Origin of the sequence: Rhizobium sp. ZW T2_16, from assembly GCF_044987325.1 — a bacterium.
Lineage (GTDB): Bacteria > Pseudomonadota > Alphaproteobacteria > Rhizobiales > Rhizobiaceae > Neorhizobium > Neorhizobium cellulosilyticum.
The window spans coordinates 160,303-183,117 of sequence record NZ_JBJDRG010000005.1; the positions used below are offsets into that span (position 1 = coordinate 160,303).

Annotated in this window: 21 protein-coding genes; 7 read left to right on the plus strand and 14 right to left on the minus strand. The window is 60.0% G+C overall.

Annotated features, from left to right (window positions below; all coding sequences use genetic code 11):
• Positions 1 to 15: 15 nt before the first annotated feature.
• From ACI3K0_RS15525 to ACI3K0_RS15535, 3 genes are all read right to left on the minus strand, one after another.
• A complete protein-coding gene (locus ACI3K0_RS15525) occupies positions 16 to 804 on the minus strand; it encodes an ABC transporter permease (RefSeq protein WP_206826758.1) in 789 nt (262 codons plus the stop codon).
• A 5-nt stretch (positions 805 to 809) separates the two neighbouring features.
• Positions 810 to 1,634 carry an ABC transporter permease gene (locus tag ACI3K0_RS15530; RefSeq protein ID WP_183826111.1) on the minus strand — a complete coding sequence of 275 codons (825 nt, stop codon included), beginning with the start codon at positions 1,632 to 1,634 and terminating at the stop codon, positions 810 to 812.
• Positions 1,635 to 1,810: 176 nt separating this feature from the next.
• A complete protein-coding gene (locus ACI3K0_RS15535) occupies positions 1,811 to 2,818 on the minus strand; it encodes a polyamine ABC transporter substrate-binding protein (protein ID WP_404945646.1) in 1,008 nt (335 codons plus the stop codon).
• A 265-nt stretch (positions 2,819 to 3,083) separates the two neighbouring features.
• Here ACI3K0_RS15535 and ACI3K0_RS15540 point away from each other — a divergent pair, with 265 nt between their 5' ends.
• Positions 3,084 to 5,396: a heavy metal translocating P-type ATPase gene (locus ACI3K0_RS15540; protein ID WP_404945585.1), complete on the plus strand. Its 2,313-nt coding sequence runs from the start codon at positions 3,084 to 3,086 to the stop codon at positions 5,394 to 5,396.
• Positions 5,397 to 5,403: 7 nt separating this feature from the next.
• Here ACI3K0_RS15540 and ACI3K0_RS15545 read toward each other — a convergent pair whose 3' ends face one another.
• The gene (locus tag ACI3K0_RS15545) at positions 5,404 to 6,840 is read right to left on the minus strand and encodes a diguanylate cyclase domain-containing protein (RefSeq protein ID WP_404945586.1); all 1,437 of its coding nucleotides are present in this window, start codon (positions 6,838 to 6,840) and stop codon (positions 5,404 to 5,406) included.
• 263 nt (positions 6,841 to 7,103) lie between these two features.
• On the opposite strand from ACI3K0_RS15545, the gene ACI3K0_RS15550 reads away from it, so the two are divergent.
• Positions 7,104 to 8,234 carry a GH25 family lysozyme gene (locus ACI3K0_RS15550; protein ID WP_183826085.1) on the plus strand — a complete coding sequence of 377 codons (1,131 nt, stop codon included), beginning with the start codon at positions 7,104 to 7,106 and terminating at the stop codon, positions 8,232 to 8,234.
• Positions 8,235 to 8,335: 101 nt separating this feature from the next.
• On the opposite strand, the gene ACI3K0_RS15555 is transcribed toward ACI3K0_RS15550, so the two are convergent.
• The 7 genes from ACI3K0_RS15555 to ACI3K0_RS15585 form a co-directional block, all read right to left on the minus strand.
• Positions 8,336 to 9,403 (minus strand): HlyD family secretion protein, encoded by a 1,068-nt coding sequence (locus ACI3K0_RS15555; protein WP_148145130.1) that lies wholly within the window; start codon positions 9,401 to 9,403, stop codon positions 8,336 to 8,338.
• 36 nt (positions 9,404 to 9,439) lie between these two features.
• Positions 9,440 to 11,134: an MFS transporter gene (locus tag ACI3K0_RS15560; protein ID WP_206826765.1), complete on the minus strand. Its 1,695-nt coding sequence runs from the start codon at positions 11,132 to 11,134 to the stop codon at positions 9,440 to 9,442.
• On the minus strand, positions 11,121 to 11,579 hold the full coding sequence (locus ACI3K0_RS15565) for a MarR family winged helix-turn-helix transcriptional regulator (protein ID WP_183826075.1): 459 nt from the start codon (positions 11,577 to 11,579) through the stop codon (positions 11,121 to 11,123). Before ACI3K0_RS15565 ends, ACI3K0_RS15560 begins: the two co-directional genes overlap by 14 nt.
• Positions 11,580 to 11,726: 147 nt before the next feature.
• Complete coding sequence (locus ACI3K0_RS15570) at positions 11,727 to 12,506, minus strand: SDR family oxidoreductase (RefSeq protein ID WP_404945587.1); 780 nt, start codon at positions 12,504 to 12,506, stop codon at positions 11,727 to 11,729.
• Between the two features lie 66 nt (positions 12,507 to 12,572).
• Positions 12,573 to 12,998 carry a metal-dependent phosphohydrolase gene (locus tag ACI3K0_RS15575; protein WP_404945588.1) on the minus strand — a complete coding sequence of 142 codons (426 nt, stop codon included), beginning with the start codon at positions 12,996 to 12,998 and terminating at the stop codon, positions 12,573 to 12,575.
• A 72-nt stretch (positions 12,999 to 13,070) separates the two neighbouring features.
• The gene (locus ACI3K0_RS15580; protein ID WP_404945589.1) at positions 13,071 to 13,448 is read right to left on the minus strand and encodes a GFA family protein; all 378 of its coding nucleotides are present in this window, start codon (positions 13,446 to 13,448) and stop codon (positions 13,071 to 13,073) included.
• Between the two features lie 121 nt (positions 13,449 to 13,569).
• On the minus strand, positions 13,570 to 14,670 hold the full coding sequence (locus ACI3K0_RS15585) for a methyl-accepting chemotaxis protein (protein WP_183685689.1): 1,101 nt from the start codon (positions 14,668 to 14,670) through the stop codon (positions 13,570 to 13,572).
• 269 nt (positions 14,671 to 14,939) lie between these two features.
• Between ACI3K0_RS15585 and ACI3K0_RS15590 the strand changes: the two genes are divergently transcribed.
• The 5 genes from ACI3K0_RS15590 to ACI3K0_RS15610 all read left to right on the plus strand — a co-directional run bounded on the left by ACI3K0_RS15590 (position 14,940) and on the right by ACI3K0_RS15610 (position 19,944).
• Positions 14,940 to 15,452, plus strand: coding sequence for a hypothetical protein (locus tag ACI3K0_RS15590; RefSeq protein WP_404945590.1), 513 nt, complete (start codon positions 14,940 to 14,942; stop codon positions 15,450 to 15,452).
• A 307-nt stretch (positions 15,453 to 15,759) separates the two neighbouring features.
• A complete protein-coding gene (locus tag ACI3K0_RS15595) occupies positions 15,760 to 17,364 on the plus strand; it encodes an L-lactate permease (protein ID WP_404945591.1) in 1,605 nt (534 codons plus the stop codon).
• A 36-nt stretch (positions 17,365 to 17,400) separates the two neighbouring features.
• Positions 17,401 to 17,790 (plus strand): cupin domain-containing protein, encoded by a 390-nt coding sequence (locus ACI3K0_RS15600; RefSeq protein ID WP_112458259.1) that lies wholly within the window; start codon positions 17,401 to 17,403, stop codon positions 17,788 to 17,790.
• Positions 17,791 to 17,972: 182 nt separating this feature from the next.
• The gene (locus tag ACI3K0_RS15605; RefSeq protein WP_404945592.1) at positions 17,973 to 19,097 is read left to right on the plus strand and encodes an iron-containing alcohol dehydrogenase; all 1,125 of its coding nucleotides are present in this window, start codon (positions 17,973 to 17,975) and stop codon (positions 19,095 to 19,097) included.
• 88 nt (positions 19,098 to 19,185) lie between these two features.
• Positions 19,186 to 19,944, plus strand: coding sequence for a GntR family transcriptional regulator (locus tag ACI3K0_RS15610; protein WP_404945593.1), 759 nt, complete (start codon positions 19,186 to 19,188; stop codon positions 19,942 to 19,944).
• Between the two features lie 32 nt (positions 19,945 to 19,976).
• Here ACI3K0_RS15610 and ACI3K0_RS15615 read toward each other — a convergent pair whose 3' ends face one another.
• The 3 genes from ACI3K0_RS15615 to ACI3K0_RS15625 all read right to left on the minus strand — a co-directional run bounded on the left by ACI3K0_RS15615 (position 19,977) and on the right by ACI3K0_RS15625 (position 22,814).
• Positions 19,977 to 21,026 (minus strand): biotin/lipoate A/B protein ligase family protein, encoded by a 1,050-nt coding sequence (locus tag ACI3K0_RS15615; RefSeq protein WP_404945594.1) that lies wholly within the window; start codon positions 21,024 to 21,026, stop codon positions 19,977 to 19,979.
• A 45-nt stretch (positions 21,027 to 21,071) separates the two neighbouring features.
• Entirely contained in the window at positions 21,072 to 21,866 is a 795-nt protein-coding gene (locus ACI3K0_RS15620; protein WP_206826775.1) for a MetQ/NlpA family ABC transporter substrate-binding protein, read from the minus strand.
• A gap of 180 nt (positions 21,867 to 22,046) precedes the next feature.
• The gene (locus ACI3K0_RS15625; RefSeq protein WP_148145119.1) at positions 22,047 to 22,814 is read right to left on the minus strand and encodes a 5-formyltetrahydrofolate cyclo-ligase; all 768 of its coding nucleotides are present in this window, start codon (positions 22,812 to 22,814) and stop codon (positions 22,047 to 22,049) included.
• Position 22,815: the final 1 nt, after the last annotated feature.

Consider the following 22,815-nt stretch of genomic DNA (forward strand, 5'->3'; position numbering starts at 1 on the left):
TCGGGGCGTTCTTGTCTATTTTGTCAGGAAGGTGAGGCCGAGGGTCATCTCGACGATGGCCATGACGCCGACGGTGACGAGCATCAGGAGCACTGAAACCGAGGCGATGGTCGGATCGAAGAACTGTTCCATATGGGCGAGAATCTGGATCGGCAGGGTGGAAATACCGGGACCGGTCAGAAACACCGAGATCGACACGTCGTTGATCGAGGTGATGAAGGCGAGAATGAAGGCGGCAATAACGCCGGCGCGGATATTCGGCAATACGACGGTGAAGAAGGTTTTGAGCGGCGGGCAGCCGAGGCTGATGGCCGCCTCTTCGACCGAAAAGTCGAAGGAGGCGAGCGAGGCGCCGACGACGCGCACCGAATAGGGCAGCACGAGCAGCGCATGGCCGATGATCAGGCTCGGATAGACGGGCAGGCCCATGCCGATGGTGATCGACTTCAAAAGCGAGAAACCGAAGACGATTTCCGGCACCAGGATCGGTAAAACGAACAGGGTGCCGAGCCATTTCGGCAGGCCGATACGGTAGCGGTTCAGCGCATAGGCTGCCGGAATGCCGATCAGGAGAGATAGGCCGGTGCCGAGGATGGCGACCTGGAAGCTGGTGATTGCCGTGTTTCGGAAGGCGGAGATTTCAAAGATGTTCCAGAACCAGCGGAGCGTCAGGCCCTGCGGCGGGAAGGTGAGGTAGGTCGTGTCGCTGAGCGAAGCGCCGATAATGATGACCAGCGGTGCGAGCAGGAACAGGAAGACCAGGATGGCGAAGGCGCCAAGCAGCGGGTGGATACGGGCTGTCATGGTCGTTACACCGCCATCGGGTTGAGACGCCGCGCGATGCGGCTCATGATCGAAACGATGGCAATGGTGATGACCACCATGATTGCCGCGATCGTGGACGCGCCGACCCAGTCGAAGGTGACCATGGCGCGCTGGTAGAGAAGCGTTCCCATCATCATCATCTGCTCGCCGCCCAGAAGCTGCGGAGTGGCGTAGGAGGTGAAGCTGCCGGTAAAAACGAGGACCGCGCCGACGATGAGGCCGGGGACCGCGAGCGGCAGGATGACCTGGAAGAAGGTGGCGATCGGCTTTGCGCCGAGCGAGGCGGAGGCTTCCACCACATCGCGCGGGATGCCCTCGAGTACGCCGGTCAGCGTCAGGATCATCAGTGGCACGAAGAGATAGACCATCGCGACGATGACCGAACCTTCGGTATAGAGCATCGACAGCGGTTCGGAGATGATGCCGAGCGACAGAAGCGAGCTGTTGAGGATGCCGTTCTTGCCGAGAATGATCAACCAGGCAAATGAGCGTACCACGACGCCGGTCAGCAGCGGGAAGACCGCGGCGATGATGGCGATCGATTTCAGCCGGCCGGGCATCTGGGCGATGACGTAAGCCGTCAGGAAGCCGATGACGAGCGATATCGCCGTGGTGATCAGCGCGATCCTGAGCGTCCGGTAAAGGATGTTGGTGCGGAACCCACTGTTGAAAAAGGCAGTATAGGTGGAAAATACGCCCTTCGGCTCGCCGAATGTGGTGGCGATGGTGAGGACCACGGGAATGACGAGCAGCAGCACGACCGCAATCGTCGCCGGCAGTGTCAGTCCCCATTTGGCGAACTTGTTCATAAGTTTCGTCTCGATTTCGCTCGGCCCCTCATCCGCCTGCCGGCACCTTCTCCCCGCAGGCGGGGAGAAGGACGGGTGTCGCATCCGTTCTGCCACATTTAAACGTCGAGTAGGGCACGTTCCCTCTCCCCGCAAGCGGGGAGAGGGTTAGGGTGAGGGGCAATTTTACGCCGAGCTTACTGCGCGAACAGCTCGTTCCACTGGTCGATCCAGTCGGTCTTGGCTTCGTTCATCTTGGCATAGTCGATGCGCGACAGGCTGTTGACCTGTTCGGCGCCGTAGGTCCACATTTTTGCCTGTTCCGGCGTCAGCTCGACCTTGGTGTTGATCGGCGCATCGACGCCCTGTTCGGCTTCCTTCTGCTGCACTTCCTTCGACAGCACGAAGTTGATGAACTGGTAGGCAAGCTCGACGTTTTCCGAACCCTTCGGGATATTGACCGTGTTGACGGTGGCGATGTCACCATCGGTAAGCTTTGCCCAGGTCATGGTCGGGACCGCTGCCTGCATGGAGGCGAGCGTGAAATCCTGGGCGATTGCGACGCGCACTTCGCCGGTGGAGATGAGGTTCACCAGTTCGGAACCGGTATTGTAGTTCTTCACGACGTTCGGCTTCAGTTCCTCGATCGCCGAGAATGCAGCTTCGCTATCCTCGAACGCATCCGTGCCGCCATGCTTGCCAGCCTGCAGCACGACCATCGGGCCGGCCGTGGTGGTGATGCCCGGCAGCGAGATCGACTTTTCCAGATCGGCGCGCCACAGATCGTTCCACGAGGTGATCGGCGGATTGACCTTGGCACTGTCGTAAACGATGCCGACGCGGCCGATCGTGTAGGCCGGGCCGTACTTGCCCTGCGGCTGGCGGCCGAGTTCGTAGATATCCGCAAGGTTCGGGATCTTGGCCGGGTCGATTTCGAGGAACTGACCCTGTTCGATGCCGAGCTGCGAGAAACTGTCGGAGAGGTAGATGACGTCGACACCCTTGCCGTCGCGCAGGCGCAGCTTGTTCAGGCGGTCGGCATTGTTGCCGGTCTCGAAGACGATGTCGCAACCACAGATCTTCTTGAAAGGCTCAATGATGTTGGCGTTCATCTTCTCGCCGTTATAGCCCCACCAGGAAATGGTGAGGGTCTTCGACTGGGCGCTGGCGGCGGACGCGCCGGCGAAGGAGGCGATGACGGCGATAGCCGACGCGCGAAGAAGACGGGAGACGTTCACGGGACGAAGACCTTTCGGAAAACCGGTTGACCGGGAATACCCCCGGACTTTGGGGGCAATTCTATTTTTTGAGCGATCGGCTCGCAAGCCTGTTTGGCGGGCAGTCCACTTTTTTCAAGGCGCATTTACTGTGGTTTTTGCCGACAGGAGAAAGTTTTTCGAAAAAAGCCCCTTGCAGCTCTAGTCACTAGAGGTCCTAGAAGAACTACTCGAAGTTATGGCGGAGAGTGACATGTCGGATAGCCGGACGAAAGACGGAACCTCGCATCAGGCGCGCTACAAGGTTGGCGGCATGGATTGCGCCAGCTGCGCGGCGAAGATCGACACCGCGGCGCGGCGCATTGCGGGCGTCGAGGATGTTTCCGTCTCAGTCGCTGCCGGCACGATGACGGTGAGCCACGATGGCAGTGCCGATCTTGCCGCCATGGAGAAGAAGGTTTCCGGGCTTGGCTATTCGCTCAGGGCTTTGGGGAAGAAGGGCAGGGCAGAGGGTGGCGTACCCTCCTCTGTACTGCCGGACATCTCCCCCTCAGGGCGAGAAGATGCCCCGTCGCACGATCACCACGAGCATGGTCCCGGTTGCAGCCATGATCACGGGGGGCATCATGGCGGTGGACACGATCACGAGGATCACGACCATGATCACGCCGAAATCGAAGGCCTGCATGGTCACGATCACGCGCCGATGGATGGGCCGTGGTGGAAATCGAAGAAGGGGCGGCTGACGATCGTCGTCGGGCTGGCGCTTGTCATCGCTTACGGCGTTGGACATCTCATCCCGGCTTATGACAGCTATATTTTCACTGCAGCGATGCTGTTCGGTCTGGTGCCGATCGCGCGACGGGCGATCATGGCGGCTTTCGCCGGCACGCCGTTCTCGATCGAGATGCTGATGACGATTGCCGCTGTCGGTGCCGTTATCATCGATGCGTCGGAAGAAGCGGCCGCCGTTGTCTTCCTGTTTCTGGTCGGAGAACTCCTGGAAGGGGTTGCCGCCGGCAAGGCGCGTTCCAGCATCCAGAGCCTGACGGCATTGGTGCCGAAGACGGCTTTGCTGGAGGAGGGCGGCAAGACACGCGAGGTGCCGGCGGAAAACCTTGCTGTCGGCTCGGTCATTCTGGTGCGGCCGGGCGACCGGATTTCCGCCGACGGCATCATCGTTGCCGGGACAAGTGCGATCGACGAAGCACCGGTGACGGGCGAAAGCACGCCCGTTTCCAAGAGTGAAGGCGAGCAGGTGTTTGCCGGGACGATCAATGGCGATGCGGCTTTGCGCATCCGCGTGACGGCTGCAGCCGAGGACAACACCATCGCCCGCGTCGTGCGCCTGGTGGAAGAAGCGCAGGAAAAGAAGGCCCCGACCGAACGCTTCATCGATCGTTTTTCGCGTTATTACACGCCGGGCGTCGTGGTCGTGGCCGCACTCATTGCCATTCTGCCGCCGCTCGTTGTCGGCGCAGACTGGAGTGAGTGGGTTTATAAGGGCCTAGCCATTCTTCTGATCGGTTGCCCCTGCGCTCTGGTCATCTCGACGCCCGCTGCAATCGCCGCCTCGCTTTCATCCGGTGCGCGCCGGGGCCTGCTGCTGAAGGGCGGTGCGGTTCTGGAAACGCTCGGCAAGCTGACGGCCGTCGCCTTCGACAAGACCGGGACGCTGACATCGGGCAAGCCGCAGGTGACGGACGTGATCGCCTTCGGCCGCAATGCGGATGACGTGCTGCGGATCTCTGCAGCGCTGGAAACCGGGTCCAGCCATCCGCTGGCAATGGCGATCCTGGCAAGGGCTGCCGAATACGAACTGGACATTCCAGCGGCAAGCGCGGCGAAGGCACTGGGCGGCAAGGGCGTGACGGCAATCGTCGAGGGCGAAGAGGTGTTTCTCGGGTCGCCGAAGGCGGCGGTGGAGCGCGTGTCGCTGCCGATGGCGCATTCACGCCGAATTACCGCTCTCAATGATGAGGGCAAGACGGTTTCCGTGCTGGTCGTCGGTGGCGTTCTGGCGGGCGCGATCGCCATGCGCGATGAACCGCGTGCCGATGCCAAGGCCGGGTTGAAGCTGCTCTCCGATGCAGGTGTGAAGACGGTGATGCTGACCGGCGACAATGCCCGCACGGCAGGAGCGATCGGCAAGGATCTCGGGATCGAGGTGCGCGCCGAGTTGATGCCGGAAGACAAAAGCCGCATCGTCGGCGAACTGCAGCGCGAGGGATTTGTCGTCGGTAAGGTTGGCGACGGGATCAATGACGCGCCGGCGCTGGCGGCGGCCGATATCGGCATCGCTATGGGCGGTGGCACCGATGTGGCGCTGGAGACGGCCGATGCGGCCGTGCTGCATGGCCGGGTTTCGGACATTGCGGGCATGATCGAGCTATCGAAGCGCACGATGCGCAATATCTGGCAGAACATCACCATCGCGCTCGGGTTGAAGGCCGTGTTTCTGGTGACCACCATTATCGGCGTCACCGGATTGTGGCCGGCAATCCTAGCCGATACGGGGGCGACCGTGCTGGTGACGATCAATGCGCTGAGGTTGCTGCGGCGATAGCTGGTATTTACGCGCTACGACGGATCACGACGGGGGCTATTGGCTCGGCTTCTGGCCGGGCAAGCGGGATATCGCTCGAAAGGATCGCGCTGCCGCGATGGGACGCCTTGGCATAATAAAGTGCGGCGTCGGCTGCACCTAGCGCCGTATCGCAGGATGTCTCACCCTTTTCGACCAGTTTGATGCCGAATGAAGCCCCTATCGACACATCACCCTTAGATAGTCCGATCGGTTGCGCCAGCGAGTGCGAAAGATCCCGGCAGATGTTCTCGGCCTGAATTGCAGAAACCTCCGGCATGAGGATCGCAAATTCGTCACCCCCCAGTCGGAAGAGCCTGTCGGCTTGGCGGATGCCGGCGCGTAGCCGAGATGCGACGATCTTCAACAAGTCGTCGCCGGCCGCGTGTCCGTAAGTGTCGTTGACCGATTTGAAGCCATCGAGGTCGAGGCAAATAACTGCGAGGGGTCCCTTTTCGCTCAGCGACCTGAATTCCGGCTGCAACAGCGCCCGATTGGTGAGGCCTGTCAGGAAATCGTGTGTCGCGGCGTGGCGCATGCGTCTTTCGCGCAACAGCAGCATGCGGGCGGCGTTTCTGGATATACGGACCGCGAATATGCCCGTGGCCAGCAAAAGTATGCCGACGGTGATGAGCAACGGAAGCGAGCGGTACATAAGGTCGGCGGCCGGCCTTGGCGGGCGCCAGGACAGGACCTGCGGTTCGCCACCCGGGCCAACCGCGATCTCGACATGAGCGCGATCCGGCGCGACACGCGCAAGCGTCCCCATCCGTGAATCGTCGAGCAGGAAGCGGGTGCCGAAGAATTCCTGAATGGTGCCGGTGATTGGCATGGCGGTGATCAGGATCGGCGCGCGTTCGCCCTTCGGCCTGGCGGTTCCGAAATCCGGCTGAAACAGCGCAGCCGTCATCAGCACCGCATCGTCTCCCAGAACTTCGATCCGGCTGATGCTGACCGGTTTCGGGATGCCCTCGATGACGCGTCCAATTTCTCTGGATCGGACATTTGCAACCAAGGCAGCCGCATCCTTGACGACGGCAGGAATGCCGCGGGTGAAAAAGCCGCGATCCTTCACACTGTCGTCCGCACGGGAATAGATCAGCTGATCGTCGTGGTCGAGTACTGCGACAAAGCGGGTACGGGATGTTCCGATGAGAGAGGCGCCGATATTGCGGTCGGTCCATTCGAGATCGAAGCTGTTATCGATCTTGGAGATGGATTCATCCCATATGGTCCATGCGGTCAGCGAGAACTCGATGTCGCTGATCCACAGGTCGATATTGTGCTTGACCAGCGTCTCCTGTCGCTGGCGAAGATCGGCGTCGATCTGGGCAATGCCCACATAAGGGATTGTCGCCATGCCAGCGATGAGCACCGCCACCGCAATGATGGCCGGGCCAACCAGCCTGAAGTGAATGAAGCGCATGAGAGTGGAAACGCCGTTGGGAATTGGCTTATGTCAATAAGGCGAGTATCGGACGCAAGTTCTTAACAATGGTGTTACTATTGGGCCTGCCCACGCGATAATCATCGATTATTTTATTAGCTTATGCTGGCGAATGCCGGCGAAGTGAACGACTCGTAAAGATTGCATTTAGGTTTCTTCGGTAACGTCCCGTTAGTCAAATCCCGTGTTGCGCCTGAAAACAGGCAGTCAGGGCGGGATCGGTGTTTTGCGTACGGGTCATCATGCGTTTTTCTGCTGCCACTTCGGCCATCATCGCCACCTGTATCGGCTTGTCCAGCTGTACCTCGTCCAGCACAGAGACAGCGCTGACCGTACCGCCCGCGTCAGTCAAGACCGCGCGGGTCGCGCCGTCACAGGCAATCGTTCCGCCGTCAATGCCGGCAGCGTCTGTTCCTTCAATCGATCCGACACCGGTTGCGGCGATCACGCCGCCGGCAGGCTTGAGAGATCCGCATGAGCTGGCTTGGAATGGCGGTGCACACGAAACACAGGCATTCGACGGCTTGGCGACCACCGTGGGCATGCCGGTGCCCGCCGAGCGCCCTGTCGCCTCGCTCAGGCCGGCACTCAATTCTTCACGCAGCCAGCCACCATATAGCCAGCCAATGCCGCCTTCTGCAGGTTTCCAGCGTCTGAAGGTTTACGGCCACCGCTTCAGCGATGCCAAGCCGATGAATTTCGGCCGGGTCGCGCCCCGACACTTTGCCGTGCATGGCGTCGACGTATCCCGCTGGCAGGCCAATATCGACTGGGCGAGACTGCGCACCCAAGGCGCCAACTTCGCCTATATCAAGGCGACGGATGGCGGTGACCATATCGATCCGATGTTCAGGACGAACTGGAACAGGGCTCAGCAGGCGGGCATCCGTCGCGGCGCCTATCATTTCTTCTACTGGTGCCGTACCGCCGGCGAGCAGGCCGACTGGTTCATCCGCAACGTCCCGCGCGATCCTGATGCGCTGCCGCCTGTGATCGACGTGGAATACAATCACCAGTCCGACTGCAAGATGCGGCTTTCGACCGAGCGGGTGCTCGAGAAGATGCAGGTCTTCATGGACAAGCTGGAACGCCATTACGGCCAGCGCCCGGTCATCTATACCGCACCGGATTTCTACAAGGATCACCTGCGCGGCCAGTTCCGTGACTATCCTTTCTGGCTGAGGTCGGTGGCCGCTCACCCGTCAAAGATCTACCCGGATCGCAAGTGGCTGTTCTGGCAGTATTCGGGATCGGGCCTGTCGCAAGGTGTTGAGGGCAAGATCGACCTCAATGTCTTCAATGGCGGCGTTGAAGGCTGGCATGACTGGGTGGAGCGATCCACCGGTGCCGGGAGCGCCGTCGCGCAGCGCTAAAAAAATAGACAGATAAGATGGAGAAAGCCCCGCGCCGGGATGCTGAACAGGGCGCGGGGCTTCTTTTTGTCCGGAAAGGGCGGGGCGGACTGACGAAAAGGTCAGTTGCCCTGTGCCAGAGCTGGTCCACTTTGCTGCGCGAGGTCAACGCTGGCAACGACCGACATGCCGGGGACGAGGCTATCGGTAAGTGGTTGGTTCGGCTCTATTGCGATCCGGACGGGAATACGCTGGGCGACCTTGGTGAAATTGCCGGTCGCGTTATCGGATTTGATGACGGAGAATTCGGAGCCGGTCGCCGGCGCGAAACGCTCGATACGGCCCTTGAGACTCTGGTGCCCGAGAGCATCAACCGTGAAGGTGACCAGCTGGCCGGGCTTCATTCCTTCGAGTTGGTTTTCCTTGTAATTGGCGACGACCCAGACATGATTGGGCACGAGCGATGCGATCTGTGTGCCGATCGAGACGTACTGGCCGAGGCGGCCTGTCACTTCACCGAGCTCGCCGTCCTGCGGGGCGGTGATGCGGGTGTTCTGCAGGTCTATATCGGCAAGCGCGACGGAAGCCCTGGCGCCCTCGACGGTCGCTTCCAGCGTCCGGCGGTTGACGACGATCGTGTTGAGGTCCTGCTCGGCGACGAGAACTGCCGCGTCTGCCTGGTGAACCGATGCCTGGGCCTGATCATAGGTCGCCTGGGCTTTTTCGAAATCGCTCTGGGTCGAGACATTGCTCTTTAGGAGCGACTGGGTGCGGTTATAGGCGGTCTTGGCCGCATCGAAGGCGGCGTTGGCGCTTTCGACGGCTGCCTTGGCCGAAACGATCTTGGCGTCAGCCGACTTGCGGCTCTGCTCGGAATTGGCAAGCGAAGCCTCGGCCGATGCCAAGGTGGCCTTCGCCTGTTCCAGCTTCTGCGTGTAGATGCGGTCGTCGATCCGGGCAATCAGGTCGCCTTTTTTGACCCTCTGATAGTCCTGAACAGGCACTTCTACAATATAGCCGGCGAGCTGCGGGCTGAGCAGGGTAACCTGGCCACGCACGTAGGCATCGTTGGTGGTCTCGATCGAGCCCTTGAACGGCGGCAGGTTCCAGACATAGAGCACGATGAGGACACCGGCGATGCCTACGGCAGCCGCGAGATAGGTGGCGAGAGAGCGAAATACGGATTTCATGGTCTTTGACTTATGTTTTGGGCCAGGTTGCGAGCGTCAGGCAGTTTGCGGGGCGTCTGTGCTGTGCAGGAACCGGTGGCGGTTATTCCAGAGGATGTGGAGCAGCAGCAGGCCGATGGCCACTGCCGCGAGAACGAATGTCGCGAAGAAGGCGTCGTTATAGGCAAGCACATAGGCTTGCTGCTGGACCTGCTTGGCGAAGGTGCTGGTGCCCTGGATCGTGTGCTGCATGGCATCCGAGCCGGTGCGGCTATAGGCGGAGACGTACTGGTTGATGCGCTGCACGACGAGCGGATCGGTGGGCAGGAGGCGCGAGGTCAGGATGGCAGAGTGATATTGCTCCCGCCAGGTAACGAAGCTGCCGAACAGGGCGCTGCCGATGAAGGCGCCGACCTTCTGGGTAAAGAGAAACACGGCGATGAAGCTGATGATGTAGGTCAGGCCCTTCTTCAGCGCGGCGGCAAAACCGACGGCCATGGCCGGAGGAAGGAAGAGGCCCGAGCCGAATGCGATCAGCGACTGGCTGAGCAGCATCTGGTCCGGCCGCGTCAGAACCGTCGACTGGCTGTCCATGAAGGTACCGGCGGCAATCAGGATCAATGCGAGCAGATGGATGGCGGCCTCACGACCGGGCTTCATGAAGACTGCGCAGAGCAGGCCCGAGGTAACGCTCGCAATCAGCACCGCCCAATAGAGGTGAGCCATCTGCTCGTTGAACAGGCCGAGCTGGCGGAAGAAATTGATCGCGCCCGTCGACTGTTCGGTCAGCAGCATGCGGAAGACAAGCAGCACGCCTGCGAAGTGGACGATCTCCCACGAGCCTATCCAGCGCACGTCGATCAGGTTGTTCTTGCGATTGAGCTCCAGCATGATGCAGAGCGTGCCGCTGACGATGCCGGTGATCAGCACCCAGGCGAGCCAGTTGGCTTCCAGCCACCAGTAGAGGCGGCCCATGGTGAAGAAGACCGCAAGACAACCCATCGACGTGGCGAGCAGGCCGTAGCTCACATAGTCCATCGATGAGATGACCTTGGCGCGGGGCGGGGATGTCAGCGGCAGAATGTAGATGAGGCCAAAGACGATCAGCGCCAGGGCGAGCTCGACGAGGTAGAGGCCGCGCAGGTCGTGAATATCGAGAAGCGACGGCGAAATGAGGCCGGCGATCGGCGTCGACAGCGACAGGCCGATCAGGGCGAGGCAAAGACCGATATTGAGCTTCTTCTCCGGTGGAAAGATTTCCAGCATGTAGAGGAAGGCCATCGACGAGATCGGCGCTGCCGCCGCACCGGCGAAGAAACGAAGTGCGATGCTCAAGCCGAGATCATTGACCCACAGATGCGCAAGGCTGATGATCACGTAAGGGATGATCGCCAGCTCGCAGAACTGGCGGATGCCGTATTGGGTGCGGACCTTGAACAGGAACAGGCCGAGGCTGGCGTTCGGGAAGAGATAAGCTGCCATCAGCCATGCGGCTTCGTTCTGGGTCGCTTCAAGCGGTCCGGCGATCTGCTGCAGGTTGGTCGAGATCATCGCCGTGCCAAGCCCCTGCATGACGGCGGCCGTGAGCGACGTAATTGCATAAAGAAGTGCGATCGGTAACGGTTTCGGCACGAAAGGCGGTGGGCTTGCGGGAGCCGGGGCCGGCGGTGGCGCCTGCACGTCGGCTGCCGCAGTTTCCAGCCGCTCGAGCTGCGGCTCTTCGCTTCTCACAGTGGCCTCACGCGTGGACATCATCGACCTCCACATTGGAGACGTTTTCGGAGATCCGTTCCATCAACGCGATGGCTTGCCTCAGCTCGGCCTCGTCAATGCCCTCAAAGAACTGATGCCGGATCTGGTCTGCCAGCGCACGCACGAAAGCGGCCTGCTCTTCTCCGTGTTCGGTCAGGGCGATGAGTTTGACGCGCCGGTCGTTTGCATCGGGGCGGCGTTCGATCAGCCCATTTTCCTCCATACGGTCAAGCAGGCGCACAAGCGTTGCCTGTTCCAGCTCCAGATCGCAGGCGAGCTCCGTCTGAGTCATGTTCTGCTTTTTCGCCAGACGGAAAAGCGCACGCGCACGGGGATAGGTGAGCCCGTGCGCGGTCACCTTCTTGTTGAAAGTCGTGCGGATCTTGCGGCTGACCTTGGTCAGCTCCTCAAGGAATTCCGAGGCTGTTTGATCGATATAGGGCATTATGGTTAGCACACTAAGATTATCTATGGCATTAGTTAGCACCCAAAGTATTCAATTTCAATCCTTGACCATGCGCAAATCAGGCCTCCAGAATTTGCATAGGTCGCAAGAATTTCTGCCCGATCGCGCGTCGGCGAGCTTATAGGGTCAGCGCAAAAGTCCCTGACCACCATCGACATAGACCGGAGTTCCTGTGACATGCCGCGACTGGTCGGAGGCAAGGAACAGGATAACGGAAGCGACGTCCTCGCTTCGACCCGCCTTGCCGCCGGTGATGGGAATATCGCCGGTGGGGAACTCCACCGGAACGGCAGTCTCGTCTTCGCCACGCACTTTTGTGTTGTTATGGATGCTGGTCTCGATAGCGCCCGGGCAGACCGCGTTGACGCGAACCCGGTGGCGCCCCAGTTCAAGCGCCAGTTGCTGGACGATAGCCACTTGAGCCGCTTTTGTCGCGACATAGGCCGTTGCACCCGGCGTATTGAAGGTGCGATTGCCATTGATGGAAGATACGACGATCACCGAGCCGCCCTGCCTTTTCAGATGCGGGATGCTGGCATTGAGCGTCAGATAGGTGCCGCGCAGGTTGACGCGGATCGTCTGGTCCCACTCATCCGGCTTGAGATCATCAATCGGCGCCCAGACGCCGTTTATGCCTGCATTCGCCACCACCACATCCAGCCTGCCGGTCTCCGCGACCAGCGTTTCCACGGCGTGGTGCATGGCTATTTCATCCGCGACGTCGGCGTTCAAAGAAATGGCTCTGCCGCCGGTGACCTCGATCAATTCCGCTGTTTCGTTAAGTTCGCCGGGCGTGTGGCCCAGAATTCCCACGACAGCTCCGGCTTCTGCCAGCTTGATTGCAGAAGCGCGGCCGATGCCCGAGCCTGCGCCGGTGACCAGAGCGACTTTCGACTGAAATTCCATCGGCGATCCTTCCGTTTCGGGCAGTGGTCCAACCGCCGCAACGAAAGAGACAGGCCAAAGTTCCGGTCAAGCCGGATAGGTTTCACCGAGAATGCGAAGGCCTTCGGCAAATTTTCCGCCATCGCCGCCCATCTGGCGCATCTGAGCGAGATTGTCGGTGAGGTCGGCCCGTTTGACCGGGCGGGCCAAAGGGCTTCCGATCGAACGGCGGACGAAGTCGAAATAATCCTCGCCGTCACGCTTGCTCATCGCGTCGACAGCATCGATGACCCTTTGTGAAAAACCTTCTTCGCGCAGCCGCTCGAAAGTCCAGCCGGGGCCTTTTTCGACGACGTCGTGAAGCCATGCGACCAGCGTTTCATCCTCTCCCGTTACATGCTCGGCCACACGCCGCACATGATCGATGAACGGGCCGCCCGTTTTGCTGGACTGTCCTTCATGCGCCTTCGTGGCGATGTCGATCGCTTTTTTCAGTTGTGCTTCATAGGTCATCGGGATCTCACCGTGCCATGTTTTGTGCTGGTGAGCAGGCATATCAAAGCAACGTACAAATAGCGATACGGATCAGAGACGGTCTTCCTCGAACTGCTCGGCGCCATCCAGCGGTGCCAGCCAGTCTTCACGGCGCTTGACCCATAATTCATAGGTTGGCTGGATATCGGTCGGAGCCATGTCCAGCGTGCCGACCCGGATCTCGATCTCATCCTCGGCTGGCTCGGAAAAGATGCGGGCGCCGCAGTTCACGCAGAAGCCACGGCCTTCATAATATCGAACCTCTCCCGATGCCTCGAAGGCATGTGCGGGCCAGATACCGAATGTGGCAAAGACCGAACCGCTTTCCTTGCGGCAATCCATGCAATGGCAAAGCCCGATGCGAATGGGGTCCGATTTAACTTTGTAGCGGACCTTTCCGCACAGGCAGCTTCCGGAGCGGATGATCATGATGCCTCCTCAATCCTCACAGGCTTGAGATAGCGTCTATGCGGGCAACGGCCAGAGGGGATTTCCAGACCTTCGGGCTCGACCTTATCTCGCCCTGGGATTTTTAACGGGAAGCCCAAGGCTACCGGATATTCAGCGCCATGCGTATGTCATCCTCGTTTTCCAGCCGCTGAACGACCACTCCATACCAGCCGAGACCGTCGTAATCTTCGTAACCGAGCGTTCGGGCATAGGCGACGATCGAGCCGTTATTGTCGTAGTAGCTGCCGGATGCCTGGCCTCCCGGATTGACGAGTGCGAAATGCGTGAACAGCAGGGCGGGGTTTGTCGTTGCGATGACGCGGCTGTTTCCGTCGAGCAGAAGGACGGTGGTCTTGTCCGCCACATGCGGCGGAAGGTTTGCTTCCTTCTCGACAATCGACTGGCCCTGGTTTTCCCAGTCGAAATAGACGCCGAGTGTACCCAAAAGCTCACCGTCGACTTTGCCCCCGTCACGGATACCTGTTGCATAGACAAGGGCCGTGCGGTTGTCATGCGGACCGGAGCGCTTCACCTCATCGACGACATAATCGTCCCCCGAGGCACAACGGCGGGCGGCAGCGAACCAAGGTTCATCCGACAGCGATGTACCAATCAGCTTTCGCTGGAATTTCGGGTTGGCCGAGGCGATCACCTTGCCGGAAAGGTCGGTCATGACGAGATCGAGATAGACGGTGTAAAAGCGGTTGATGACACCCAGGCGTTCCGCTGCGAATGTCCGGCGCTCGGCGGACGGATCATTGAGGGCCTGCCAGAGCGCCGTATCAGTCGCCCACCAGCGGACATCGGCAGTGCGTTCAAAGAGGTTGCGGACGATCAGTTGTACGAGCGTCTGCGCGAGATCCGTGAGCCTAATGCCCTCCATCTCGTGAACCAGAGAATCGGCCATGCTGCGCGTCAGTCCAATGCGGCCGAGCACATTGCTTTCGAATTTGGAGGCAATGTCGGAGGCGATCTGCGCCAGTCGCTGTACCTCGTTGGCGACGACGGCAAATCCCTTGCCCATCTCGCCGGCACGCGCTGCTTCGATCAGCGCATTGATCGCCAGAAGCTTGATCTGCTTGACGACATGAGTGTTGTCGGCGCTGAAACGCTCGAGATCGTTGCCGATGCCGTCGGTTATGACCTGCATTGAACGGGGCGTTGCTGCATGCTGCTGCTTTTCTGCCTGTGCCGGTATCATCTTGCAGATCCTGAACTGAAAAGTGGAGATGTGACAATGTGTCTATATTTTGCACGCCATGGTTTTTGCTTGGTTAATGCTCAGCTTATTTGCTGATAATAAATGCTGTGATTTCCCGTAGCCTCTAAAGCATGGCCGGGTCGAAGTCGGACTGCTGCCAGGCAAAGAATTGCGCAGTGGATATTCTGCTGACGCTCTGGCGGATTCTGGCTGCCGGGAACTTGTACTGAAAGTGAGCGTTAGGCCTGCATCTTTTGATGGAGGTTGTGATGCATGCGCAGTTCCTCGCAATTCTGACAGCAGCATTGGTCCTTCCAATGGGAATGGCCGGTTCGGCAACGGCCGCCGAAGGAGAGTTTTTGAAATCCATCGATGGAAAATGGTCAGGCAAGGGAACGGTTCTGACCCGGATCGGCGGAAAATCTGTTAATGTGAGCTGTAATGTAGATTTTTCTGCAGGCGCTGACGATCTTGCGATGCAGGGGTCCTGTCGCGCGCTTGCTGTCGTCAGCCGATCCATCTCCGCAGCGCTGAAGGCCTCCGGTACGCGTTATAGCGGTACCTACACAGGGCCTTCGGGCCAGCCCTCTTCGCTTTCGGGAACCCGGCAAGGTGATTCCATAAATCTGGCCGTGCGCTGGGCGAGGAATATCAACGGCGACCGTAAGGCGACGATGACAATCGCCAGACTTGGCGAAAACCGACTGCGGTTGCAGACCATCGATAACGACCCGGCAAGTGGCAAGTCGGTCGTGACCAGCAGAATCGATCTGAGCCAGTAACCGCGTCTCACGCTCTTCATTCTCTCGCTAGCTCCTGCGCGATATGCGAACATTCCCGGCGGGTACTGCGCTGTCCGAATGATATCGACTGTCTTGATCTCTAACCATCTCCCAGCGTCAACTTGCCTCACTGCTGCGGCGGCTTGCGCACTTTCGATCAAATCCAACTGATATATAAGTATACACATCTTGCATGAGATGAGTTCTCTCATCGACCTGGACCGCTTTTAGGGGAGGCGATTTTGGCGGGTGCAAGGCTTTGGGTTTGTGCCCGCGCTTGCGGGCAGCGTGGGGAGACGCGCCGAAAATGTTTCAACAGGTTTATGATCCGGTCGCTCAGTCGCTCGGACTGAGTTCGTTCTTTGCGGCTTTGCCGCTTCTGACGATGTTCATCATGCTCGGAGGGTTCAGGCTGTCGCCGCAGCTTTCCGGTCTATGCTCACTTATCGTCGCGATGGGTGTTGCCATCATCATCTACGGCATGCCGGTTTCGGTCGCCGCCAATTCCGCGCTTTATGGTGCGGCATTCAGTATTCTTCCGATCATCCTGATCATCATCAACGCCATCTGGATCCACAACATGATGGTGAAGTCGGGATATTTCGACATCCTGCGGCGCAGTTTCGGGGTGATCAGCACCGACCTGCGTGTACAGTCGATCATCATCGCCTTCTGCTTCGGCGGCCTGCTCGAGGCGCTTGCCGGTGCCGGTACGCCGATTGCGATTGCCGGCGTGATGATGGTGGCAATCGGCATGGATCCGCTGAAAGCCGCACTCTGCGCGCTCGTTGCCGATACCGCGCCGGTTGCCTTCGGGGCACTCGGCGTGCCGATCACCACATTGGCTGCCGTATCCGGCCTGCCTTATGACGAGCTGGGCGCGATCATCGGTCGCCAGACGCCGATCCTGGCGATGTTCATTCCGCTGATCCTCGTGTGGATCGTCGATGGCGGCAGGGGCCTTCGCCAGACATGGCTGCCTGCGCTGGTCGCCGGTTTTGCCTATGCCGTGACACAGTTCGTCAGCTCGTCCTGGATCTCGGTGCCGCTGACGGACGTTCTCGGCGCGCTTGCCGGGGCCGCGGCGCTGGTCGCCTTCCTGCAGGTGTGGAAGCCGAAGGAAACTGTCGAATGCGCCATCGTCAACGAAGGCGAAAACTCGAAAATCCCATTCAACAGCCGCAGCGTTTCGATCGCCTTCCTGCCCTATGTCGCGATCATCGTGATCTTCACGCTGTCGCAGCTCGGGCCGATCGCCCAGGCTCTGTCTGCCGGAGTCAGCAAGTTTGCATGGCCGGGGCTTGCCATTGTCAATCCGACCGGCGGGGCTATCGGCACGTCGCTGTCACTGCCATGGCTGCCGGGTACCGCCACGCTTCTCGGTGTCGCCGGCCTGTTCTCGAGGCCTTTCCTCAAGGTTTCGGGCGGTGAGGCGGTGCAGACTTACGGTGCCACGCTCAAGCAGCTCAAATGGGCCATTCCGACGGTTCTCTGCGTGCTCGCCGTCGCATTCGTCATGAACTTTTCCGGACAGACCATCACGCTCGGGCGTTGGCTCGCCACGACCGGACATGCGTTTGCATTCCTGTCGCCGGCCATCGGCTGGATCGGGGTGGCGATTACCGGATCCGACAATTCCGCCAACGCGCTCTTCGGTGCTCTGCAGGTCGCGGCGGCTCATGAAACCGGCCTGTCACCCTCGCTTCTGGCTGCGGCCAACAGCTCCGGTGGCGTGCTCGGCAAGATGATTTCACCGCAAAGCCTGACAATCGGCGCCGCTGCGGTCGGCATCATCGGACGCGAAGGGGATATTTTCCGCAAGACACTTCCCTGGAGCATCGCACTGACGCTCGTCCTTTGCGCGATCGTCTACCTCCAAACGACACCTGTGCTTTCGTGGATGCTTCCATAAAGCTTTGGAATTAATGGATAAATAGGAGAAATAACGATGGTTTACAAAGCAACCAACAAGTCGAAATACTGCTACACGATCGAGGATATTCCGCTGGTTCCGCTGACCGAACAGTCCAGCACGCGCTTCGTCGCTGCAGGTCCCGCCCTGCTCAGCTTCATCACCAATCCTCCCGGATGCGTATTTCCCATGCACAGCCATGAAGCGGTGCAGATCCTGGTCATCCTGGAAGGAACGGAAGAGCATACCTGCGGCGATGAAACCTTCCTGATGGAGGCCGGCGATGTCTGCGTCCATCCGTCGAACGTGCCGCATGGCGGCCGCACGACGACAGGTTTCCGCGGCATCGACATCTTCGTTCCGCCGCGGGAAGACTACCTGCAGCTGATGGCCAAGCACGGCCTTCCAATCGAGGGTCCTAAGTGATATATTAAAATTCAATAGGCTGTCTCTGGCGACCCCTAAGCGCTTTGATGGCTTGATCGGAGGAGCGGATACGGGCGGGGCTGATCACCTCTCCAACTCCGCTCCTTTGTCTTGTCCAAGACGTGGAATTGCCGGCGGCCTATTGGTTTTTGAAGAACGTAAAAGATATTGGAATGACTAAGATGACGGGTTCGAATTGGAATTTCAGCTTGCCGACCGCGGTTCATTTCGGTTGGGATCGCCTGTCGACCCTACCCGATATGATTTCGAATTTTGGCGGCCGTCATGTGTTTGCGATGATTGGACGCAGTTTCCTCAACCGCGTCGGCGAAGCCGGATTGAAGGAGCTGGTCGGCTCTGCCGAACTGACGATTTTTACCGATATCGAGGAAAACCCATCGATCCTGACGGTCGATACCGCCGCCGCCCGCTGCCGCGAAAGCGGGGCGGATGTGGTCGTTGCGATCGGTGGCGGCAGTGTGCTGGATGCGGCCAAGTGCGTGGCGCTGCTGCAGAAGAATGAAGGCTCCATCCGCGATTATCTTTACCGGGTGAAGAAGCCGGCAGGCCGTGGCCTGCCGCTGATTGCCGTGCCGACGACTGCCGGGACCGGCAGCGAGGTGACGCCGTTTGCCGTCGTTACCGACAAGGAAAAGAATGCCAAACCGGCGATTGCCTATCCGGAGTGCTTTCCGGATCACGCGATCGTCGATCCCGCGCTGACGCTCAGCATGCCGACGGCTGTGGCGGTGTCCACCTCGCTCGATGCGATGACGCAGGCGCTCGAAGGGTTCTGGTCGACCCGCGCCAACGACATGACGCGGGCGATGGCGTTTCGCGCGATCGTGCTGATCTTCCGCAATATCGAGGCGGCCTGCCTCGACAAGGACCGTGATGCGATCGAGCAGGTGACGCTCGGCAGCGTGATCGGCGGAACGCAGATGGCGATGATCGGCAATACGGCGCTGCATCCGCTCTCCTATCCGCTGACGCTGGATTACGATCTTCGGCACGGGCTGGCCTGCGCGATCTATGTTCCGGCCTTCCTGCGTTTCAACGAACCCGAGCTTGGACCCTGGTTCGGCGATCTTCTGACGGTTCTCGGTTTCGGGACGGTCGAGGAATTCGCGGACGCTTTCGAAGCGAAGATGGAAAAGCTCGGCGCGCCGACCCGTCTCTCGGCGCTTGGCGTGACGCGCGAGGCGACCCCCGAGATCGTCAAAAACGGCGTGGGCCGGTCGACGGATTTCAATCCGCGCAAGCTGACTGCGGAAACCATGGTGGAAATCCTCGAAACCATGCTTTGATCCGTCAAAGCCGTAACCTTTGACAAGCCGATTGCTGCCGGGCCATGCTCGGCAGCAAAGAGGGGCGGATTCGCAAGAGCGGTCCGCAATGCCAAGAACAAGTCGTGAGAAGGTCTATATGGAGGATACCAATCCCCCGCAGGAGCAGCGAAAAAACCTGGCGAGCATACGCGACGAACTGGATCTGCGCAGTGCCAGCACCTCGGCGCTGATCTATCAGGTCCTGTGGAACGATATCGTGTCGCTGCGCCGTTATCCGGGCGATCCGATTCTGGAAAAGGAGATCGCCGCACAGTTCGGTGTCAGCCGCACGCCGGTGCGCGAGGCGATCCTGCGGCTGTCGAACGAAAAGCTGATCGAGATCCTGCCGCAATCGGGAACGTTCGTTGCGCGTATCGCGCTCGATACGCTGCCGGAGGCGATCGTTGTCAGAAAGGCGCTGGAGGACGTGACGGTGCGGGCGGCGGCGGTGAAAGCCAACAGGACGCAGATCGCGACGCTGCGCGCCAATCTCGAATTGCAGAAGGTGCAGGCGGCGGAAGCCGATTACGAAGGGTTCCGCAGGACCGACGACCTGTTTCATACGCTGATTGCCGAGGCGGCCGGTTACCCCGGTATCTGGGAGATCATCAAGTCGGTGAAGATCAAGGTGGATCGTTATTGTCACCTGAGCCTGCCGAAGCCGGGCCGGATCGCGCGGCTGATCAAGGAACATACAGCCATCTTCAACGCCATACGGGACCATGACCCCGACCGTGCGGCCGAGGCAATTCACACCCATCTCGACGCCATCATGACGGGCGTCGAGATGCCGGAAAACCTTGCGGTTTTTACCGTGACGCGGTGAGAATGCCCGGCGCCTCGGCGCCGGGATAGCCGTCACGGGATGTGGCGGATCCACTCCTCGCTGGCGAATTTCTCCGCTGCAAGCTTTTCGGCTGCCGCATATTCCTCGTCCGAAATCGTGCCCGGCGTGCCGCCGTTCAGCGAAACGAAGGTCTCCTTCATCCGGCAGATGATTTCCTCGCGCGGCAGGCCGGTCTGGCTGCGCAGCGGATCGACGCGCTTCACCGCACTGGTCGTGCCCTTGTCGCTCAGCTTTTCGCGGCCGATGCGCAGGACCTTGACCATTTTTTCGGCATCCATGTCATAGGCCATGGTGACGTGATGGAGGACGGCGCCGGAGGAAAAGCGCTTCTGCGCCGCGCCGCCGATCTTGCCCTTGGAGCTGGAGATGTCGTTGAGCGGCTTGTAGAAGGCGTCGATGCCGAGCGACTGCAGCGCTTTCAGCACCCAGTCGTCGAGGAAGGCGTAGGAATCGGCAAAGCTCATGTCGCGCACCAGCTCTGCCGGTGCGTAGAGCGAATAGGTGACGCTGTTGCCGGGCTCGACCAGCATCGCGCCGCCGCCGGTGACACGGCGGACGGTTTCGATGCCGAGTTCCGCCGTGGCTTCCATGTCCACCTCGTTGCGCAGAGACTGGAAACCGCCGAGAATGATGGCCGGGCGTTCCCATTCCCAGAAACGCAGGCACGGGCCGCGCCGGCCGGAAGCGACTTCCTTGGCCAGAACCTCGTCCATCGCGAGATGCATGGTGGGGGTGAGCGCGGGCGTCTCGATGATCTGCCATTCGTAATCGCGCCATGTGCCGGTGACGCCGAGCGCGCGGCGGATGGCGATCGCGACGGCTTCCGGGCTGAAGCCGATCATTTCCGCGCCGGGGCGCAGGCCGCTGCGCACGGCGGCGATAATGTCCTCTACCGTGGCCGATGCTGAGAGGCCTTCGAGGGAGGCGCGGATGTCTTCCAGCGCTTCTGCCGGTTCGAGGAAGAAATCGCCCGAAACCTGAACCTGCGAGAGGCGTCCGTCGGCAATTTCGAGATCGACGACAACGAGCTTTCCGCCCTGAACCTTGTATTCACCGTGCATCTTTATGGCTTCCCACCTGAAACTATCCTGCTGTCTTGCGCCCACTTACGGGAAGGAGACGAGGTCTCCGTAAAGCGAGCGAAGCTTTGCCTTTACAGCGTCAGAACCGCGGTAGATGTCAATGAATTTGCGCAGGCGCGGATCGTCGCGCATGTCCGGCCGGGTGACGAACTGGAAGGCGTAGATTGGGTCGTTTTCGAAGATCAGGCCGGAGGCCGGATCGAGGCCTGCGAGTTTTGCGAAGGTCGGATAGGTGGCGGCGGCATCGACATCGTCGAGCGCGCGGGCGATCTGCGGACCGTCGAGCTGGACGATGCGCAGCGGCTTCACCCATTTGACGACATCTTCGAGTGTGGCGCGATGGCCGGTGCCGGGTTTCAGCTCGACCAGCTTTGCCTGCTGGAGGAGAAGCAGCGAGCGGCCGGTGTTGACGGCGTCGCCGGAGAAGGCGATCTGGGCGTTGTCGGGCAGCTCTTCCAACGACTTGTATTTCTTCGAATAGAGGCCGAACGGGGTGGCATAGGCAGGCGCCACCGGGACGAGATTACGGCCGCCGGCCTGGTTGGTGAATTCGAGATAGGGAATGTGCTGGAAGAGGTTGGCATCCATCTCGCGATCAGCGACGGCCATGTTCGGCGTGTTCCAGTCGTTGAACTCGGTCAGTTCGATCTTGAGGCCTTGGGCCTTCGCCTCCTCGACGGCCACTTCTGCCGCCTGATTGGAGATGCTGGTGGCAAGCGCGATGCGCAGCGGCTTGTCGTCCTGCGCCATGCTGGCAGAGGTGGTGAGGGAGGATGCGATGAGGATTGCTGCCGAGAGAATATGGCGGAGAGAGACCATGGGTGTGCTCGCAAATGGGGGTAGGCGCGGCGGCACTGTCACTGCACCGCAGTTTTGCGGTGCTTTACCCCTGTTTGGCGATGCAATCCATGGGGGAAATGAAAAATGTACTTATTGAGTCAAGTTTATGATTTGGAGAGCGACTACCGGTAATGTTGCCGGTAGTCAGAAGATAAGGGATCAGAGGCCCATGGCTTTCAGTTCCTGCAGCGGCGGGATGGTGTCGAACATGTGCTGGTCGAGGCGGTCCCAGATGATGCCGCAGGTCGGCTTGTGCGGGCCCGAGACGTTGATCGAGCGGGTGGGCGTGAAGATTACGTCGACGACGGTGTCGTAGACATCGGGGTTGAGCTTTTCCGACAGGACCTGGCAGTCGTGGACGACGGCGGCGCAGGGGGTTTCGACGGAGATTTTGCCAAGCTGATAGAGCATGCCCCATTCGGCATCGAAGAAACCGTGGCCCTTGCCGAAACGCACGCCTTCCAGATTGATCGCGCCGGTGCCGGTGACCATGTAGTCGACATTCGGCAGCTTGGTCTGGATATCGGCAAGCGTCATGTGCTCGCCGACACGTTCCATGCCGTCGAGGGTTGAGGCGTAGAGGTAGATTTCAGGGGCGATCTTCTTCGGATCGAGCAGCCAGAAGCCGCGCTTGATCGAATAGGTGGTCATCAGCACCAGCTTGCCGTCCTTCAGCGCCTGCAGGCGCAGGCGGTCGAGGCAGTTGTCGGGCGTGATGAAGATCAGGCGGGCGTCACGGTAATAGGGGTTGTCGAGTAGGCGCTCGACGGCCGCCTCACCGCCTTCGAAATCGGCGATGAACTCGCCGAAATCGAAATGAAAACGGCTGTCAGCGACGGCGACCTTGCGCAATTCGGTCCAGACGCGTTCGCGCACGGAAGACTTGTGATCGGCGATTTCAGCGTAATTGGACGTCTGAGGGGACATG

Bases quoted from the DNA above. Each gene is read 5' to 3' on its own strand.
- ACI3K0_RS15525 (WP_206826758.1), bottom strand. From the start codon at position 804: ATGACAGCCCGTATCCACCCGCTGCTTGGCGCCTTCGCCATCCTGGTC.
- ACI3K0_RS15530 (WP_183826111.1), bottom strand. From the start codon at position 1,634: ATGAACAAGTTCGCCAAATGGGGACTGACACTGCCGGCGACGATTGCG.
- ACI3K0_RS15540 (WP_404945585.1), top strand. From the start codon at position 3,084: ATGTCGGATAGCCGGACGAAAGACGGAACCTCGCATCAGGCGCGCTAC.
- ACI3K0_RS15545 (WP_404945586.1), bottom strand. From the start codon at position 6,840: ATGCGCTTCATTCACTTCAGGCTGGTTGGCCCGGCCATCATTGCGGTG.
- ACI3K0_RS15550 (WP_183826085.1), top strand. From the start codon at position 7,104: ATGCGTTTTTCTGCTGCCACTTCGGCCATCATCGCCACCTGTATCGGC.
- ACI3K0_RS15555 (WP_148145130.1), bottom strand. From the start codon at position 9,403: ATGAAATCCGTATTTCGCTCTCTCGCCACCTATCTCGCGGCTGCCGTA.
- ACI3K0_RS15560 (WP_206826765.1), bottom strand. From the start codon at position 11,134: ATGTCCACGCGTGAGGCCACTGTGAGAAGCGAAGAGCCGCAGCTCGAG.
- ACI3K0_RS15565 (WP_183826075.1), bottom strand. From the start codon at position 11,579: ATGCCCTATATCGATCAAACAGCCTCGGAATTCCTTGAGGAGCTGACC.
- ACI3K0_RS15570 (WP_404945587.1), bottom strand. From the start codon at position 12,506: ATGGAATTTCAGTCGAAAGTCGCTCTGGTCACCGGCGCAGGCTCGGGC.
- ACI3K0_RS15575 (WP_404945588.1), bottom strand. From the start codon at position 12,998: ATGACCTATGAAGCACAACTGAAAAAAGCGATCGACATCGCCACGAAG.
- ACI3K0_RS15580 (WP_404945589.1), bottom strand. From the start codon at position 13,448: ATGATCATCCGCTCCGGAAGCTGCCTGTGCGGAAAGGTCCGCTACAAA.
- ACI3K0_RS15585 (WP_183685689.1), bottom strand. From the start codon at position 14,670: ATGATACCGGCACAGGCAGAAAAGCAGCAGCATGCAGCAACGCCCCGT.
- ACI3K0_RS15590 (WP_404945590.1), top strand. From the start codon at position 14,940: ATGCATGCGCAGTTCCTCGCAATTCTGACAGCAGCATTGGTCCTTCCA.
- ACI3K0_RS15595 (WP_404945591.1), top strand. From the start codon at position 15,760: ATGTTTCAACAGGTTTATGATCCGGTCGCTCAGTCGCTCGGACTGAGT.
- ACI3K0_RS15600 (WP_112458259.1), top strand. From the start codon at position 17,401: ATGGTTTACAAAGCAACCAACAAGTCGAAATACTGCTACACGATCGAG.
- ACI3K0_RS15605 (WP_404945592.1), top strand. From the start codon at position 17,973: ATGACGGGTTCGAATTGGAATTTCAGCTTGCCGACCGCGGTTCATTTC.
- ACI3K0_RS15610 (WP_404945593.1), top strand. From the start codon at position 19,186: ATGCCAAGAACAAGTCGTGAGAAGGTCTATATGGAGGATACCAATCCC.
- ACI3K0_RS15615 (WP_404945594.1), bottom strand. From the start codon at position 21,026: ATGCACGGTGAATACAAGGTTCAGGGCGGAAAGCTCGTTGTCGTCGAT.
- ACI3K0_RS15620 (WP_206826775.1), bottom strand. From the start codon at position 21,866: ATGGTCTCTCTCCGCCATATTCTCTCGGCAGCAATCCTCATCGCATCC.
- ACI3K0_RS15625 (WP_148145119.1), bottom strand. From the start codon at position 22,814: ATGTCCCCTCAGACGTCCAATTACGCTGAAATCGCCGATCACAAGTCT.